13 protein-coding genes and 1 pseudogene are annotated in these 15,035 nt (G+C 70.1%); 7 read left to right on the top strand and 7 right to left on the bottom strand.

Annotated features, from left to right (window positions below; all coding sequences use genetic code 11):
• Positions 1 to 5 precede the first annotated feature (5 nt).
• Positions 6 to 1,034 (bottom strand): glycoside hydrolase family 6 protein, encoded by a 1,029-nt coding sequence (locus F0344_RS09735; RefSeq protein WP_185298398.1) that lies wholly within the window; start codon positions 1,032 to 1,034, stop codon positions 6 to 8.
• Between the two features lie 85 nt (positions 1,035 to 1,119).
• Positions 1,120 to 1,329 (bottom strand): annotated as a pseudogene (locus F0344_RS09730) (ArsR/SmtB family transcription factor); the annotation flags it as partial.
• 151 nt (positions 1,330 to 1,480) lie between these two features.
• Between F0344_RS09730 and F0344_RS09725 the strand changes: the two are divergent.
• From F0344_RS09725 to F0344_RS09715, 3 genes are all read left to right on the top strand, one after another.
• Positions 1,481 to 1,990, top strand: coding sequence for a MarR family winged helix-turn-helix transcriptional regulator (locus F0344_RS09725; RefSeq protein ID WP_185298397.1), 510 nt, complete (start codon positions 1,481 to 1,483; stop codon positions 1,988 to 1,990).
• An 80-nt stretch (positions 1,991 to 2,070) separates the two neighbouring features.
• A complete protein-coding gene (locus F0344_RS09720; RefSeq protein WP_185298396.1) occupies positions 2,071 to 2,397 on the top strand; it encodes a DUF3817 domain-containing protein in 327 nt (108 codons plus the stop codon).
• A 78-nt stretch (positions 2,398 to 2,475) separates the two neighbouring features.
• A complete protein-coding gene (locus F0344_RS09715; protein ID WP_185298395.1) occupies positions 2,476 to 4,176 on the top strand; it encodes an acyl-CoA mutase large subunit family protein in 1,701 nt (566 codons plus the stop codon).
• On the opposite strand, the gene F0344_RS09710 is transcribed toward F0344_RS09715, so the two are convergent.
• Positions 4,152 to 4,838 (bottom strand): TetR/AcrR family transcriptional regulator, encoded by a 687-nt coding sequence (locus F0344_RS09710; protein ID WP_185298394.1) that lies wholly within the window; start codon positions 4,836 to 4,838, stop codon positions 4,152 to 4,154. The two genes, F0344_RS09715 and F0344_RS09710, sit on opposite strands and share 25 nt — an antisense overlap.
• Before the next feature lie 320 nt (positions 4,839 to 5,158).
• Between F0344_RS09710 and F0344_RS09705 the strand changes: the two genes are divergently transcribed.
• The 4 genes from F0344_RS09705 to F0344_RS09690 all read left to right on the top strand — a co-directional run bounded on the left by F0344_RS09705 (position 5,159) and on the right by F0344_RS09690 (position 9,302).
• Positions 5,159 to 6,133, top strand: coding sequence for a tetratricopeptide repeat protein (locus tag F0344_RS09705; protein WP_185298393.1), 975 nt, complete (start codon positions 5,159 to 5,161; stop codon positions 6,131 to 6,133).
• Between the two features lie 596 nt (positions 6,134 to 6,729).
• A complete protein-coding gene (locus F0344_RS09700) occupies positions 6,730 to 7,374 on the top strand; it encodes a DUF6230 family protein (RefSeq protein ID WP_185298392.1) in 645 nt (214 codons plus the stop codon).
• A 100-nt stretch (positions 7,375 to 7,474) separates the two neighbouring features.
• On the top strand, positions 7,475 to 8,035 hold the full coding sequence (locus F0344_RS09695; protein ID WP_185298391.1) for a DUF6114 domain-containing protein: 561 nt from the start codon (positions 7,475 to 7,477) through the stop codon (positions 8,033 to 8,035).
• The gene (locus F0344_RS09690) at positions 8,025 to 9,302 is read left to right on the top strand and encodes a hypothetical protein (protein ID WP_185302601.1); all 1,278 of its coding nucleotides are present in this window, start codon (positions 8,025 to 8,027) and stop codon (positions 9,300 to 9,302) included. The genes F0344_RS09695 and F0344_RS09690 overlap by 11 nt, the downstream gene beginning before the upstream one ends.
• Here the strand turns inward: F0344_RS09690 and F0344_RS09685 are convergent.
• The 4 genes from F0344_RS09685 to pta all read right to left on the bottom strand — a co-directional run bounded on the left by F0344_RS09685 (position 9,299) and on the right by pta (position 14,823).
• Complete coding sequence (locus F0344_RS09685) at positions 9,299 to 9,667, bottom strand: hypothetical protein (RefSeq protein WP_185298390.1); 369 nt, start codon at positions 9,665 to 9,667, stop codon at positions 9,299 to 9,301. The genes F0344_RS09690 and F0344_RS09685 overlap by 4 nt on opposite strands.
• Before the next feature lie 289 nt (positions 9,668 to 9,956).
• Positions 9,957 to 11,390, bottom strand: a complete 1,434-nt coding sequence (gene pyk / locus F0344_RS09680; RefSeq protein ID WP_185298389.1) for a pyruvate kinase — start codon at positions 11,388 to 11,390, stop codon at positions 9,957 to 9,959.
• A gap of 74 nt (positions 11,391 to 11,464) precedes the next feature.
• Positions 11,465 to 12,745 (bottom strand): acetate kinase, encoded by a 1,281-nt coding sequence (locus tag F0344_RS09675; RefSeq protein WP_185298388.1) that lies wholly within the window; start codon positions 12,743 to 12,745, stop codon positions 11,465 to 11,467.
• Positions 12,742 to 14,823, bottom strand: coding sequence for a phosphate acetyltransferase (gene pta, locus F0344_RS09670; RefSeq protein ID WP_185298387.1), 2,082 nt, complete (start codon positions 14,821 to 14,823; stop codon positions 12,742 to 12,744). Before pta ends, F0344_RS09675 begins: the two co-directional genes overlap by 4 nt.
• Positions 14,824 to 15,035 lie beyond the last annotated feature (212 nt).

Genomic DNA, 15,035 nt, shown 5'->3' with positions numbered 1-15,035 from the left:
GTTGTTCAGGACTTGGCGCGTGCGGCCAGGCCCAGGGCGTAGTCCGGCCACCAGGTGCCCGCCGGGGGGCCGCCGCGGCAGGTGCCGTCCGAGTCGCCGGGCCGCTTGATCCACAGGTAGGCGTCGAGGCCGTCGTCGCCGGTGCGGGTGGTCGGCGGTGTTCCCAGGGCCCGCCCGGGCGGGTTGCACCAGGCTTCGGCACGGTCCCCGGGCAGGGGGCCGTTGCCGTTGCGGCTGGTGTCGATCACGAAGTGGGCTCCGCCCACCAGGGCGGAGAGCCTGGCTCCGTACGACCGCACCGTGGCGTTGGTCTGGAAGTTGGCGGAATTGAGCGCGAAGCCGTCGGCCCGGTCGATCCCGGCGCGCTTGAGCGGTTCGGCCATCGTGGCGGGGTCGTTGATCCAGTCGGGATTGCCCGCGTCGAGGTAGACCTTGGTGTGCGGCAGGTTCTTGAGGGTGTCGACGGCCTCCGAGAGGAGCATGTAGCGCTCGTCGTGGTTCTCCGCCGGGGTGCAGCCGTCCGCGATGTGGGGGAGCGCGTCGGGCTCCAGGACGACGGTGGCCGGGGCCTTGCCGATGGCGGCGGCGAACTCGCCGATCCACGAGCGGTAGGAAGCCGCGTCGGCGGCGCCGCCCGCCGAGTACGCGCCGCAGTCCCGGTGCGGGATGTTGTAGGCGACCAGCAGCACGCTCTGACGGGTCTTGGCCGCGCTGCGGACGGCCGAGCGGATCTCGGGGGCCGGCGCCTCCCCGGACGGCCAGTCCGCGACCGGGCGGGTGGAGATCCGCCGGAGGATCTCGGCGTCCTCCGCGCGGCCCTGCTTCTCCCAGGCGCGGACCTGGCGGGCGGCGTCGCTGTTCGGGTCCACCCAGTACGGGGCGGCGGCGCTCGGCGCGGCCTCGCCCCGTACCGGGGGACCGGTGGGCGCTTCCTGGGTGCCGGACGAGGGCGAGGAACAGCCCGCCGCCAGGGCGGCGCCGAGAACCACGGTGGTGATTGCGGTGAATGCGGGGAAGATTCTGCGGCCGGACATCCAGCCCCCTCGGACAGTGGCACACGGGCAGGCAAGGGCATGGCACGAAACGGTTACACAAGCGGGATCAATCGTGACACAACGGTCACCCTGAGTGGTGGTCCGACACCGCCAGCGCGATCCCGAGGGGCGTGCGCTCGTACAGCACCTGGTGTCCGTAGCGCCGCGAGGTCAGCAGCCCGGCCGCCCGGAGCACCGACAGGTGTTCCGATACGGAGGAGGGGGCGAGCGAGAGCCGGTGCGCCAGCGCGCTCGTCCCGGCCGGTTCGTCGAGTGCGCACAGCACGTCAGGTCGTCGCGGCATCCGGCGCCATCGGTACCGCGTGCACCCTCCTGCTGATCGCCGAGGTACGCAGAACCGCCCCGGGACGGGTTCCGAACAAGAGTCCGATACCGAAGTGCGAGACAGGGCTGACCGGCATGTGACCAGTGGGTAAGGTCGTGCCGTGCCGAAGCCGCTCAGCCTTCCCTTCGATCCGATCGCCCGCGCCGACGAACTCTGGCGGCGCCGCTGGGGGCCCGTGCCCTCGATGGGGGCGATCACCTCGATCATGCGGGCGCAGCAGATCCTGCTGGCCGAGGTCGACGCCGCCGTCAAGCCGTACGGGCTGACCTTCGCGCGCTACGAGGCGCTGGTGCTGCTCACGTTCTCGCAGGCCGGTGAACTCCCGATGTCCAAGATCGGCGAACGCCTCATGGTGCACCCCACCTCGGTGACGAACACCGTGGACCGGCTGGTCAGGTCCGGTCTCGTGGACAAGCGGCCCAACCCGAACGACGGCCGCGGAACCCTCGCCTCCATCACGGACAAGGGCCGCGAGGTCGTCGAGGCGGCCACCCGGGACCTGATGGCCATGGACTTCGGGCTCGGGGTGTACGACGCGGAGGAGTGCGCCGAGGTCTTCGCGATGCTGCGCCCGCTGCGGGTGGCGGCCAAGGACTTCGACGAGGGGTGAGCCGAGGTGGCAGGGCGGCCCCCCGGGCAGGGCCGGGGCCGCGCGAAGATCGCCCCCGTCGCCCCGTTACGCTCGTGGTCATGAAACAGAACGTGCTCACCCGCTACCGGGTGATGGCCTACGTCACCGCCGTCTGGCTGCTCGTCTTCACCGCGGCGATCATCGCGAAGTACGGATTCGGGACCGGCGACACCATGCTGATCTCCCAGATCCACGGTGTGCTGTTCATCGTCTACGTCGTCTTCGCCTTCGATCTCGGCTCCAAGGCGAAGTGGCCCTTCGGCAAGCTCCTGTGGGTGCTGGCCGCGGGCTGCATCCCCTTCGCCTCGTTCTTCGTCGAGCCGAAGGTCAGCCGCGAGGCCCGCGCCCTGGTCACCGACTCCGCGCCGGTCACCGCCGAGGCCTGACCCCCCGACCGCCCCGCGCGAAAAGCGCCGGGCGGTTTGCCATCGACATTTACTAGGACGTCCTAGTAAATTCGAGGTATGGACGCTGACGCGATCGAGGAAGGCCGCCGACGCTGGCAGGCCCGTTACGACAAGGCCCGCAAGCGCGACGCGGACTTCACCACGCTCTCCGGAGACCCGGTGGAGCCCGCGTACGGGCCACGCCCTGGCGACACGTACGAGGGGTTCGAGCGGATCGGCTGGCCCGGCGATTACCCCTTCACCCGGGGACTCCACCCGACCGGCTACCGCGGCCGGACCTGGACCATCCGCCAGTTCGCCGGCTTCGGCAACGCGGAGCAGACCAACGAGCGCTACAAGATGATCCTCGCCGCGGGCGGCGGCGGACTCAGTGTCGCCTTCGACATGCCGACCCTCATGGGCCGTGACTCCGACGAACCCCGCGCGCTCGGCGAGGTCGGGCACTGCGGCGTGGCCATCGACTCCGCGGCCGACATGGAGGTCCTGTTCAAGGACATCCCGCTCGGTGACGTCACGACGTCGATGACGATCAGCGGCCCCGCCGTACCCGTCTTCTGCATGTACCTGGTCGCCGCCGAGCGCCAGGGCGTCGATCCGGCCGTGCTCAACGGCACGCTCCAGACCGACATCTTCAAGGAGTACATCGCGCAGAAGGAGTGGCTCTTCCAGCCCGAGCCCCATCTGCGCCTCATCGGCGACCTGATGGAGCACTGCGCCCGCGACATCCCCGCGTACAAGCCGCTCTCGGTCTCCGGCTACCACATCCGCGAGGCCGGAGCCACGGCCGCGCAGGAGCTCGCGTACACCCTCGCCGACGGCTTCGGTTACGTGGAGCTCGGCCTGTCCCGCGGGCTGGAGGTCGACACCTTCGCCCCCGGGCTCTCCTTCTTCTTCGACGCGCACCTCGACTTCTTCGAGGAGATCGCCAAGTTCCGCGCGGCCCGCCGGATCTGGGCCCGCTGGATGAAGGAGGTGTACGGCGCGAAGACCGACAAGGCGCAGTGGCTGCGCTTCCACACCCAGACCGCCGGTGTCTCGCTCACCGCCCAGCAGCCGTACAACAACGTCGTCAGGACCGCGGTCGAGGCCCTGTCCGCCGTCCTCGGCGGCACCAACTCGCTGCACACCAACGCCCTCGACGAGACCCTCGCGCTCCCCTCCGAGCAGGCCGCCGAGATCGCCCTGCGCACCCAGCAGGTGCTGATGGAGGAGACCGGCGTCGCCAACGTCGCGGACCCGCTGGGCGGCTCCTGGTACGTCGAGCAGCTCACCGACCGTATCGAGGCGGAGGCCGAGAAGATCTTCGACCAGATCAGGGAGCGCGGCACCCGGGCCCACCCGGACGGCAAGCACCCGATCGGGCCGATGACCTCCGGCATCCTGCGCGGCATCGAGGACGGCTGGTTCACCGGCGAGATCGCCGAGTCCGCCTTCGTGTACCAGCGCTCGCTGGAGAAGGGCGACAAGAAGGTCGTCGGCGTCAACACCGCGCTCGGCTCCGTCACCGGTGACCTGGAGATCCTCCGCGTCAGCCACGAGGTCGAGCGGGAGCAGGTGCGGGAGCTCGTCAGCCGTAAGGCCGCCCGGGACGACACCCGGGTCCGGGACGCGCTGGAGGCGATGCTGGCCGCCGCGCGCGACGGCTCGAACATGATCGTGCCGATGCTGGAGGCCGTACGGGCCGAGGCGACCCTCGGCGAGATCTGCGGCGTCCTGCGCGAGGAGTGGGGCACCTACACGGAGCCGCCCGGCTTCTGAGCCGGCCGGTCCATCCGTTCCATCTGATCCATCCGCTCCGACGCGGCTGCCCCCAGCCCCGCGAGCAGCAGCACGGTGAAGCGCCGGGCCCAGACGGCATCGACGGGTTCGGCGCTCACCAGTGCCCGGTGCACCACGGCCCCGGCGATCACATCGAAGATCAGGTCCGCGGTGCGCGCCGCCGTGTCCGCGTCCGGCTCCGCGGGCAGTTCCCCGCGCTGCTCGGCCCGCTCCCGCCCCAGCAGCACCAGACGCTTCTGGCGTTCCACGATCGAATTCCGGATCCGGGTCCGCAGCGCCTCGTCGCGCGTCGACTCCGCGACCACCGCCATCAGCGCGGTCCTGGTCTCCGGCCGCTCCAGCAGCGCCGCGAACTGGAGCACCACTCCCTGTATGTCGGCCGACAGGCTGCCCAGGTCGGGGAGTTCCAGTTCGTCGAAGAGGACCGCGACGGCATCGACCACCAGCTCGTTCTTGCCCGCCCAGCGCCGGTAGAGCGTCGTCTTGGCGACTCCCGCGCGCAGGGCCACGTCCCCCATCGTCAGCTTGGACCAGCCGAGATCCACGAGGGACGCACGGGTCGCCTCCAGGATCGCCTCGTCCGCCGCGGCACTGCGCGGACGCCCGGTTCGGGCGGGTTCGGGGTGGCTGTGGCTCAGCATCCCGCGACCATACCCGTCAGTAAGTACGGCCGGCCGTGCCCGGTGGCCGTGAGAGAGATCACCGGGGCCACCTGTCCGGGAGCGGGCTCCGGCAGTTACGCTACGGGTCGTAGCGTAAGGACGAAGGTCATCACCGGCCTCGCGCGACGACCGATCGACAGCCACAGGAGCCGGGTGGGGACCCGGCACCGAGAACAGGGGCATTCCGTAGCCCCGGAACCGTGTCTGTCCGCACGCCACGCACACCGGCGGAGGCTGCGGACGGGGCCGGTTCCCGTATCGCTTCACGGAACAGCCGGTCCAGGGGGGAGGATGTACGTATGCAGCCTAGGAACATGTCCATGAGCGGCGTCGTCGACCTCGGCGCCGTAAAAGCGGCCAGTGAGGCCAAGGCCAAGGCCGAGCAGGCCCGTGCCGACGCCTCCCGGCAGGGCGGCGGCGCTGCCGCGGCCCCCGGCTCCCTTGTGATCGACGTCGACGAGGCGGGCTTCGAGCGCGATGTGCTGACCCGCTCCACCGAGGTTCCCGTCGTCATCGACTTCTGGGCGGAGTGGTGCCAGCCGTGCAAGCAGCTCGGCCCGCTCCTGGAGCGCCTGGCCGTCGAGTACAACGGCCGCTTCGTGCTGGCCAAGGTCGACGTCGACGCCAACCAGATGCTGATGCAGCAGTTCGCCATCCAGAGCATCCCGGCGGTCTTCGCCGTCGTGGCCGGGCAGGCACTCCCGCTCTTCCAGGGCGCGGCCCCCGAGGCCCAGATCCGCGAGACGCTCGATCAGCTGATCCAGGTCGGCGAGGAGCGCTTCGGCCTCACCGGGATCGTCGTCGACGCCGAGGCGCAGGGCGAGGCGGGGCAGATGCCGGCCGAGGTGCCCGCGGGCCCGTACGACGCACTGCTGGAGGCGGCGGCCCAGGCGCTGGACGCCAACGACTTCGGCGGCGCCGTCCAGGCGTACAAGAACGTGCTCGCCGACGACCCGGTCAACGTCGAGGCCAAGCTCGGCCTCGCTCAGGCGGAACTGCTGGGGCGCGTCCAGAAGATGGACCCGCAGCAGGTGCGCAAGGACGCCGCCGAGAAGCCGGACGACCTCGCGACGCAGATGGCCGCCGCCGACCTGGACCTCGTGGGAGGACACGTCGAGGACGCGTTCGGCCGTCTCGTGGAGACCGTCCGCCGTACCTTCGGTGACGACCGGGACGCCGCACGGCTCCGCCTCCTGGAACTGTTCGAGGTCATCGGCCCCGACGACCCCAGGGTCGCCGCCGCGCGTACGGCCCTCGCTCGCGTCTTGTTCTGACATGACAACACGGCCGTGTCGCCCTCGGGCGCCACGGCCGTTTTCGCGTTCGGGGCGATAAGAGACCCTCCTCCGCTTTGCCAAATCTTGACAAAGATGCGGACTGTTACTCGCAGTAAGTCGCATCCTGGGATCTGTCCTCCAAGGTCCCCATTCTTCCGATTCCGGTGTCCGTTCGGCGCCACCCTGTGTGGCCGGTCGGTGTCGCCCCGTCGCAGCTCGGTTATCGGCCCGTTACCAGCGGGTAACGACCCCCCTTGTATCGCGGGCGTGAATGCACCACGATCGGCCAGGCTCGGTCCAATACCGCCAGCCCCACCGCCAGTCGGGGCCCAGCGGCCCTTGGGTCCCCACCGGGTGGTCGGCGGCAGTGGCGCCGATCGCGGACAGGGGGGTTCCTGCCGTACGGCAGGGCCTGTCCGAACCGGTTGCGCAGAAGCGTGACCAGTGGTTGTCGCTCGGGGGTGATCGCCGGTGATCCGGAAGCGGTACACGCCTCCGGTCCGGGCGCTCTCCTTCCCGAGGACGTAGCACTTCTCCCCTCCCAGGCGGGCACGAGCCCGACCGGAGATGTACGTCCGAGAAGGAGGAAAAATATGAGTTCCCAAATCCGCGGTGGGACGAGATGGAAGCGTTTCGCTCTGGTCATGGTGCCGAGCGTCGTCGCGACCGCAGCGGTGGGTGTCGGTCTCGCGCAGGGTGCGCTGGCGGCGTCCTTCGCCGTGTCCGGCCAGAGCTTCAAGGTCAGCACGGACAAGCTCGTCGGTGAGGACTTCGTCCAGTACGGCAGCGTCGCTGTCGGCACGGACATCGAGGGCAAGAAGACGCAGGCGCACCCGGTCGCGGTGTCCGGCTTCAGCAAGGCCACCATCACCAACATGTGCCAGTCGGTGGTCACGCCGAACCTGCCCTTCGGTCTCGGCAGCGTCAGCCTGGAGCTGAACGCCGGTACCGACCCGGAGAAGCCGGTCAGGGCGACCAACCTGTACCTGGACATCGCCCAGCTCGACGCGGACGCGTACTTCGAGCAGATCGACATCGGCGTCGGCGCCGGCTCGCTCGGAGCCCCCGGCATCCAGCCCGGCACGGAAGAGGCGGTCAAGAAGGGCGGCTTCGCGCAGCGCGCGAAGAAGGCCACCCTGACCAACGTGGAGCAGACGGCCTGGGCGACCACGGCCGGCACCTTCCGGCTCAGCAACCTGAGCCTGAAGCTGCACAAGGGCGTCAAGGAGTGCTTCTAAGCACTCGCCCGGGTGGCCGGAACGCTCCCTGAGGGCCTCCGGCCGCCCACCCCACCCCTTCTCTTCTCACAGCAGTACCGGTTCCAGGGAGCTGTTTTCCATGAGCCCCGAGTCCACAGGGCAGAACGAGCACCACCTCACCGTCTTCCGGCGGGGATTCCGCACCTGGCGGGGTAACCGGCCGTTCTGGGCGGGCCTGTTCACCATCGTGGGCGGTGTACCCATCGCCTACTTCCCTTACGCCGATCTCCAACTCGGCAACATGACGCTGGCGATGTCCACCACCGCCGGCGCCGGATCCCTGATCATCGGGATCCTGCTGATCACGCTGGGTCTGACGATGTGGTTCCACCAGATCGTGCGGGTGTTCGCCGGTGTCGCGGCGATCCTGCTCGCGCTGGTCTCCATACCCGTCGCCAACATCGGCGGGTTCCTGATCGGCTTCCTGCTCTCGATGCTGGGCGGCGCGCTGTCCATCTCCTGGGCGCCGGGCGAGCCGGCGGCGGACGGGGACCCGTACCGCGAGGACGTACCTCAGAAGCGGTCGCAGGCCGCACCTTCGGAGGAAGAGGCGTTCCACGGGGCGGCAGTACCTCAGCAGCAGCCGGCCCCGTACGACACGGCAGTTGACGCCGACGGCGGGGGGCATCGTGCGGGGTGACGACGGACAGCCGATGAACACCGTCACCGGCGACGACCTCCGTGAGCGGAGGGGGCCGCGCCACGCGGCCCCGAGGAAGTCGCTGCTGACGAAGCTGCAGATACCCGCGGGCAAGGCCTTCGCGCTCGCCGCGATGCCCACGGCGGTCTTCGTCGGTATGGGGCTCACCCCCAAGCTCGCGATGGCCGACGACACCTCGGACATCCCCTTCGCGCCGGGGCCCTGTGTCACCCGCTCCGACGAGCCGGCCGAGTCGCAGGAGCCGGAGCCCACGGCGACGCCGACCCCGAGTGCCACGGCGAGCACCACGCCGAGCGCCGGCGCCACCGAACCGGCAGGGAAGCCGGACGCGACCGGACCGGCCGCGCCCGAGCCCTCGGCGAGCTCGACAGCGCCCGCCACCACGGCGCAGGACAAGCCCGCGGCGACGCCGACCGCGACACCCGAGCCCACCGCGACGAAGAACCCGTTCGACCCGCTCGGTGTCGGTGACGCGCTCAAGGACCTCTTCGACGGACCGGACAAGGAGACGGCGAGCCCGTCCCCGGCTCCCACCACCGAGTCGCCCGCCCCTGCGGAGACCGCACCGGAGAAGACCGCTCCCACCACCCCGGCGGACACGGCCGACGAGGCGAAGGACCCGGTCGACAGGACCGCCGACGCCATCCGCGACGCGGCGGACCGGGCGGGCAAGCAGGTCGAGGAGCTCGACGAGGACGTCAAGGGCCTGGACCCGGTGAAGGACGAGGACATCCCGGACGGCGCCAAGGAGCGCTTCCCGTGTCCGACCCCCGATCCCGAGGCACTCGCCGCGGCCGACCTGGAGCAGGGCATCCCGCTGCTCCCGAACGAGCCGTGGGTCCTGGAGTCGACGATGCTCACGCTCAACGGGCTCGACTACAAGGGCATCGTCGAGGTGAAGCGGTCGGACGGCAGCATCAAGAAGGTGCTGAAGTTCACCGCGAGCTCCATCGACATCAAGGACCTCCACCAGCTGACGGTGGGACCGGCCGGCACGACCGGTCACGTCACGTCGGACAAGGGCTCCACGTCCACGATCCGCAACGGCGAGGTGACGATGTACACCGAGGAGCTGAAGGGCAACCTCTTCGGCCTCATCCCGGTCACCTTCAGCCCGCAGACCCCGCCGCCGCTGAACGTACCCTTCGCCTTCTTCACCAAGGTGAAGGTGACGCAGGCGGGCCAGTTCGGCGGTTCGCTCCGGGTGCCCGGACTGTCGAACTACTTCACCGGTGGCAACAGCTAGCCGGCACGGACCCGTTCGGGAGCCGCAAGGTACGGGTGTGGGCCGTACCCCTCGCGCGAGGGGTACGGCCCACACCCGGCGAGTTCCTTCTGGGTGACGAGGGTGAAGGTGCTGACGCCCTCGCCGAACACCGGCGCTTGGAACTGCATGTCGTCGCTGGGCCAGGCCGATTCGCGACAGGGCCTTTTGGCGGCGTTGAGGCCGTTGGTACGGGCCGTGGTCGCGTCGGCGTAGGCGCTGCCGGCTTCCTCGTCGGCGCTGCTGGCCTGGCCGAGGGGGCCGAAGCCGATCCAGCCGATGTCACCGACGACGTCTCGGAGCTGCTGGTCGGTGCCGGTCAGGCCTTCAATGGCCGTGGCCTTCATCTGGGGGCACCGCTAGGCAAGTGAAGATCAAATGGAGATCGAATAGTCTTCGCCAAGGGTGCGCGCGGTCCCAGCGGAGGACAAAAAGAACCACTTGTTGATCATGTTGTTACCCGCCGGGCCACGCTCGGGGACGCCTGCCCTGTACGTCGACGGCAAGGGCACCGTGCCGGCGCCGGCGGACCCGGTCGAGCTGCCGACCGACCACTGGTAAGCACGAACGGCCGTGGGCGGCGCCCCGTTCCGTCGGAAGGGGTGCGGCCCACGGCCGTACGTGTCGTCGGACGCGTCAGTCGCGGTCGACGACCCCGGCCAGGTGGTGCACCCGGACCATGTTCGTGGTGCCGGGGACGCCGGGGGGCGAGCCGGCGGTGATGACCATCGTGTCGCCGTCGTTGTAGCGGTTCAGCTTCAGCAGCTCCGCGTCCACGAGGTCGACCATGGCGTCGGTGTTGTCCACGTGCGGGACGACGTGGGACTCGACGCCCCAGCTCAGCGCGAGCTGGTTACGGGTCGCCTCCTCCGTGGTGAAGGCGAGGATCGGCTGCGAGACGCGGTAGCGGGACAGCCGGCGGGCCGTGTCACCGGACTTGGTGAAGGCGACCAGTGCCTTGCCGTCCAGGAAGTCCGCGATCTCGCAGGCGGCGCGGGCGACCGAGCCGCCCTGCGTACGGGGCTTCTTGCCCGGCACCAGCGGCTGGAGGCCCTTGGAGAGGAGCTCCTCCTCGGCGGCGACGACGATCTTCGACATCGTCTTGACCGTCTCGATCGGGTACGCGCCCACACTGGACTCGGCGGACAGCATGACCGCGTCGGCCCCGTCCAGGATCGCGTTGGCGACGTCGGACGCCTCGGCGCGCGTCGGGCGCGAGTTGGTGATCATCGACTCCATCATCTGGGTCGCCACGATCACCGGCTTGGCGTTGCGGCGGCACAGCTCGATGAGGCGCTTCTGCACCATCGGGACCTTTTCGAGCGGGTACTCGACGGCCAGGTCGCCACGGGCCACCATCACACCGTCGAAGGCGGCGACGACGCCCTCCATGTGTTCGACGGCCTGCGGCTTCTCCACCTTGGCGATGACGGGGACCCGGCGGCCCTCCTCGTCCATCACCTTGTGGACGTCCTTGACGTCCTCGGCGTCCCGGACGAAGGACAGGGCCACGAGGTCGCAGCCCATCCGGAGGGCGAAGCGCAGGTCGTCGACGTCCTTCTCGGACAGGGCGGGTACGTTCACGGCCGCGCCGGGCAGGTTGATGCCCTTGTGGTCGGAGATGACACCGCCCTCGATGACGATGGTCCGGACCCGGGGGCCCTCGACCGCGACGACCTTGAGCTCGACGTTGCCGTCGTTGATCAGGATCGGGTCGCCCTTGACGACGTCGCCGGGCAGACCCTTGTAGGTCGTGCCGCAGATCGACTTGTCGCCCGCGACGTCCTCGGAGGTGATCGTGAACTCGTCCCCGCGGACCAGCTCGACGGGCCCCTCGGCGAACTTCGCCAGGCGGATCTTCGGGCCCTGGAGGTCGGCGAGCACGCCGACCGCGCGGCCCGTCTCGGCGGCGGCCTGGCGGACCCGGTCGTATCGGCCCTGGTGCTCCTCATGGGTGCCGTGACTGAAGTTGAAACGGGCCACGCTCATGCCGGCCTCGATCAGAGCGACGAGCTGCTCATGGGAGTCGACGGCGGGACCGAGGGTGCAGACGATTTTGGAACGGCGCATGAGGCGGATCCTATCGGTTTGTTTCGTTGCGGAATATTCCGTCTGGTGGAAGATACAAAGGGGCGCGGGGGTGCTCAGTTGTCGACCTCTCCGACGAGCGGGTCACCCTCTCCGACGAGCGCGAAAGTCTGGTCGGCGATCTCCAGTTCCTCGTCCGTCGGCACCACGGCGACCGCCACTCGCGCGTGATCCGGCGAGATCAGCCGGGGTTCGCGGGAGTGCACGGCGTTGAGGTCCCCGTCCACCACCGGCCCGAGTTCCGCCAGGCCGGCGATGGCAGCCTCCCGCACCGGGGCCGAGTTCTCCCCGACACCCGCCGTGAACACCACGGCGTCCACCCGCCCGAGGACCGCCGAATAGGCGCCGATGTACTTCTTCAGCCGGTGGATGTAGATGTCGAACGCGAGCGCGGCCCGCTCGTCGCCCTCGTCGACCCGGCGTCGGATCTCCCGCATGTCGTTGTCGCCGCAGAGCCCGACGAGACCGCTCTTCCTGTTCAGCAGGACGTCGATCTCGTCCGTGGACATCCCCGCCACCCGCTCCAGGTGGAAGACCACGGCAGGATCGATGTCTCCTGAACGCGTACCCATGACCAGCCCCTCCAAGGGGGTCAGTCCCATCGAGGTGTCCACACACCGGCCGCCCGCCACCGCGGACGCCGAAGCGCCGTTGCCCAGATGCAGGACGATCACGTTGATGTCCTGCGGAGGGCGGCCCAGCAGCTCCGCGGTCCTGCGGGAGACGTACGCGTGCGAGGTGCCGTGGAAGCCGTAGCGGCGGATGCGGTGCGCGTCGGCCGTCTCGACGTCGATCGCGTACCGCGCCGCGCTCTCCGGCATCGTGGTGTGGAACGCCGTGTCGAAGACCGCGACCTGCGGCAGGTCGGGGCGCAGCGCGCGCGCCGTCCGGATGCCGGTGATGTTCGCCGGGTTGTGGAGCGGGGCGACCGGGACGAGCCGCTCGATCTCCGTCAGCACCTCGTCCGTGATCACGGTGGGCTCGGTGAACCGGAGTCCGCCGTGCACCACCCGGTGGCCGATCGCCGTCAGCTCGGGGGAGTCCAGGCCGAACCCGTCGGCGGCCAGCTCCCCGGCCGCCGCCTTGAGGGCCTCGTCGTGGTCGGCGATGCGGCCGGTGCGTGTCCGCGGCTCGGCGCCGCTGCCGGGCTGGAGCGTGTGGGTGAGCCGGGAGGTCTCCTCGCCGATCCGCTCGACCAGTCCGGTGGCGAGCCGGGAGTGGTCGCGCATGTCGAGGAGCTGGTACTTCACCGACGAGGAGCCGGAGTTGAGCACGAGGACGCGATGGGGGTGTACGGCTGCCACGGTGGTCGTACCTTCACTCGTCGGGTCGGTCATACGGTTCGCTCCTCGCCCTGCGCCTGGATCGCGGTGATGGCCACGGTGTTGACGATGTCCTGGACGAGAGCGCCGCGGGACAGGTCGTTGACCGGCTTGCGCAGCCCCTGGAGTACCGGGCCGACGGCCACGGCGCCCGCCGAGCGCTGCACGGCCTTGTAGGTGTTGTTGCCGGTGTTGAGGTCGGGGAAGATCAGCACCGTGGCCTGTCCCGCCACCTCCGAACCGGGCAGTTTCGTCGCCGCGACGGACGGCTCGACGGCCGCGTCGTACTGGATCGGGCCCTCGATCCGCAGGTCCGGCCGGGCCGCGCGTACCCGCTCCGTCGCCTCCCGTACCTTGTCGACGTCCGCGCCCGTTCCCGAGGTGCCCGTCGAGTACGACAGCATCGCGATCCTGGGCTCCACCCCGAACCGGGCGGCGGTGACGGCCGACTGCACGGCGATGTCCGCGAGCTGTTCCGCGTCCGGATCCGGGTTGACGGCGCAGTCGCCGTACACGAGGACCTTGTCGGCGAGGCACATGAAGAAGACGGACGAGACGATCGAGGCGTCCGGCTTGGTCTTGATGATCTCGAAGGCGGGACGGATCGTCGCCGCGGTGGAGTGCACGGAGCCGGAGACCATGCCGTCGGCCAGGCCTTCCTGGACCATCAGCGTGCCGAAGTAGTTCACGTCCGAGACGACGTCGTACGCGAGCTCCACCGTGACTCCCCGGTGCGCCCGCAGCTGCGCGTACCGCTCGGCGAAGGGCTGGCGCAGTTCGGAGGTCTGCGGGTCGATCAGCTGGACTCCGGCCAGATCGATGCCCAGGGCCGCGGTCTTCTTGCGGATCACGTCGACGTCGCCGAGGAGCGTCAGCTCGCAGACGTCGCGCCGCAGCAGTACGTCGGCGGCGCGCAGCACCCGTTCCTCGGTGCCCTCGGGCAGGACGACCCGGCGACGCTTGGCACGTGCCTGCTCCAGCAGGTCGTGTTCGAACATCATCGGCGTGACCCGGCCGCTTCGCGCCACGGAGAGCCGGTCCAGCAGGGCGGCGGTGTCCACATGGCGCTCGAAGAGGCCGAGCGCGGTCTCCGCCTTGCGGGGCGTCGCCGCGTTCAGCTTGCCCTCGAGCGTGAAGAGCTCGGCCGCGGTGGGGAAGGACCCGCCGGACACCGCGACGACCGGGGTACCGGGCGCGAGGCGGGCGGCGAGCCGCAGGATCTCCTCGCCCGGCCGTTCGTCCAGCGTGAGCAGCAGTCCCGCGATGGGCGGGGTGCCCGCGCTGTGCGCGGCCAGCGCGCCGATCACGAGGTCCGCGCGGTCCCCTGGGGTGACCACCATGCAGCCCGGGGTCAGCGCGTTCAGTACGTTCGGCAGCATGGCTCCGCCGAAGACGAAGTCCAGGGCGTCCCGGGACAGACCCGCGTCGTCGCCGAGGAGCACCGTGCCGTCGAGCGCCGCGGTGATCTGGGCGATGGTGGGAGCGGAGAGCGCCGGGTCGTCCGGGAGGACCGAGCAGGGGACGGGCAGCCGGGCCGAGAGCCGCTCGGCGAGCTTCTCGCGGTCCTCGGGGGCCACCCGGTTCACGATCACCGAGAGGACGTCGCAGCCGAGGCCCGCGTACGCGCGGTAGGCGTTGCCGGTCTCGGACCGTACGGACTCGGGGGGCTGGCCCTTGCCGCCGACCACCGCGATCACGGAGGCGCCGAACTCGTTGGCCAGCCGGGCGTTCAGCGCCAGCTCGTCCGGGAGCTGTGTGGCGGCGAAGTCGGAGCCCAGGACCAGCACCACCTCGTACTGCCGGGCCACGCGGTGGAAGCGCTCGACGAGCAGGGAGACCAGTTCGTCGGTGCCCTGCTCCGCCTGAACCGCGGACGCCTCGTGGTAGTCCAGGCCGTAGACGCTCGCGGGGTCCTGGGTGAGCCGGTAGCGGGCCCGCAGCAGTTCGAACAGCCGGTCGGGGCCGTCGTGCACCAGCGGCCGGAAGACTCCGACCCGGTCCACCTGACGCGTCAGTAGCTCCATGACGCCCAGGTCGACGACCTGGCGGCCGTCCCCCCGGTCGATTCCCGTCACGTACACGCTGCGCGCCACGCGTGCTCTCCCGTTCTGATCGGCCGACTCGTCCGGTGGGGGTGCTGATATCCCGAAAGGGGTGTCATTGGCTTGCATTGCACTTGACGATACCTGCGGGGGCGGCGTGGACGCCCGCCGGAGAGGGCCCCGGCCGGAGGCCGCTCCCGGGCCCGTTCCGGGGGGTCCGCCGGCAGCCGGAAAGCCTGTCCGGTGTCCTTCGGGGAACCCCG

Source organism: Streptomyces finlayi (assembly GCF_014216315.1).
GTDB classification, from domain to species: Bacteria; Actinomycetota; Actinomycetes; order Streptomycetales; family Streptomycetaceae; genus Streptomyces; species Streptomyces finlayi_A.
This window is presented reverse-complemented; position numbering and strand designations above follow the sequence as displayed.

What these genes read in the sequence shown, in the direction of transcription:
- F0344_RS09735 (WP_185298398.1), bottom strand. Translation starts at nt 1,034, where the DNA reads ATGTCCGGCCGCAGAATCTTCCCCGCATTCACCGCAATCACCACCGTG.
- F0344_RS09705 (WP_185298393.1), top strand. Translation starts at nt 5,159, where the DNA reads ATGCAGCCTAGGAACATGTCCATGAGCGGCGTCGTCGACCTCGGCGCC.
- pyk (WP_185298389.1), bottom strand. Translation starts at nt 11,390, where the DNA reads ATGCGCCGTTCCAAAATCGTCTGCACCCTCGGTCCCGCCGTCGACTCC.
- F0344_RS09700 (WP_185298392.1), top strand. Translation starts at nt 6,730, where the DNA reads ATGAGTTCCCAAATCCGCGGTGGGACGAGATGGAAGCGTTTCGCTCTG.
- F0344_RS09685 (WP_185298390.1), bottom strand. Translation starts at nt 9,667, where the DNA reads ATGAAGGCCACGGCCATTGAAGGCCTGACCGGCACCGACCAGCAGCTC.
- F0344_RS09720 (WP_185298396.1), top strand. Translation starts at nt 2,071, where the DNA reads ATGAAACAGAACGTGCTCACCCGCTACCGGGTGATGGCCTACGTCACC.
- F0344_RS09715 (WP_185298395.1), top strand. Translation starts at nt 2,476, where the DNA reads ATGGACGCTGACGCGATCGAGGAAGGCCGCCGACGCTGGCAGGCCCGT.
- F0344_RS09675 (WP_185298388.1), bottom strand. Translation starts at nt 12,745, where the DNA reads ATGACCGACCCGACGAGTGAAGGTACGACCACCGTGGCAGCCGTACAC.
- F0344_RS09695 (WP_185298391.1), top strand. Translation starts at nt 7,475, where the DNA reads ATGAGCCCCGAGTCCACAGGGCAGAACGAGCACCACCTCACCGTCTTC.
- F0344_RS09710 (WP_185298394.1), bottom strand. Translation starts at nt 4,838, where the DNA reads ATGCTGAGCCACAGCCACCCCGAACCCGCCCGAACCGGGCGTCCGCGC.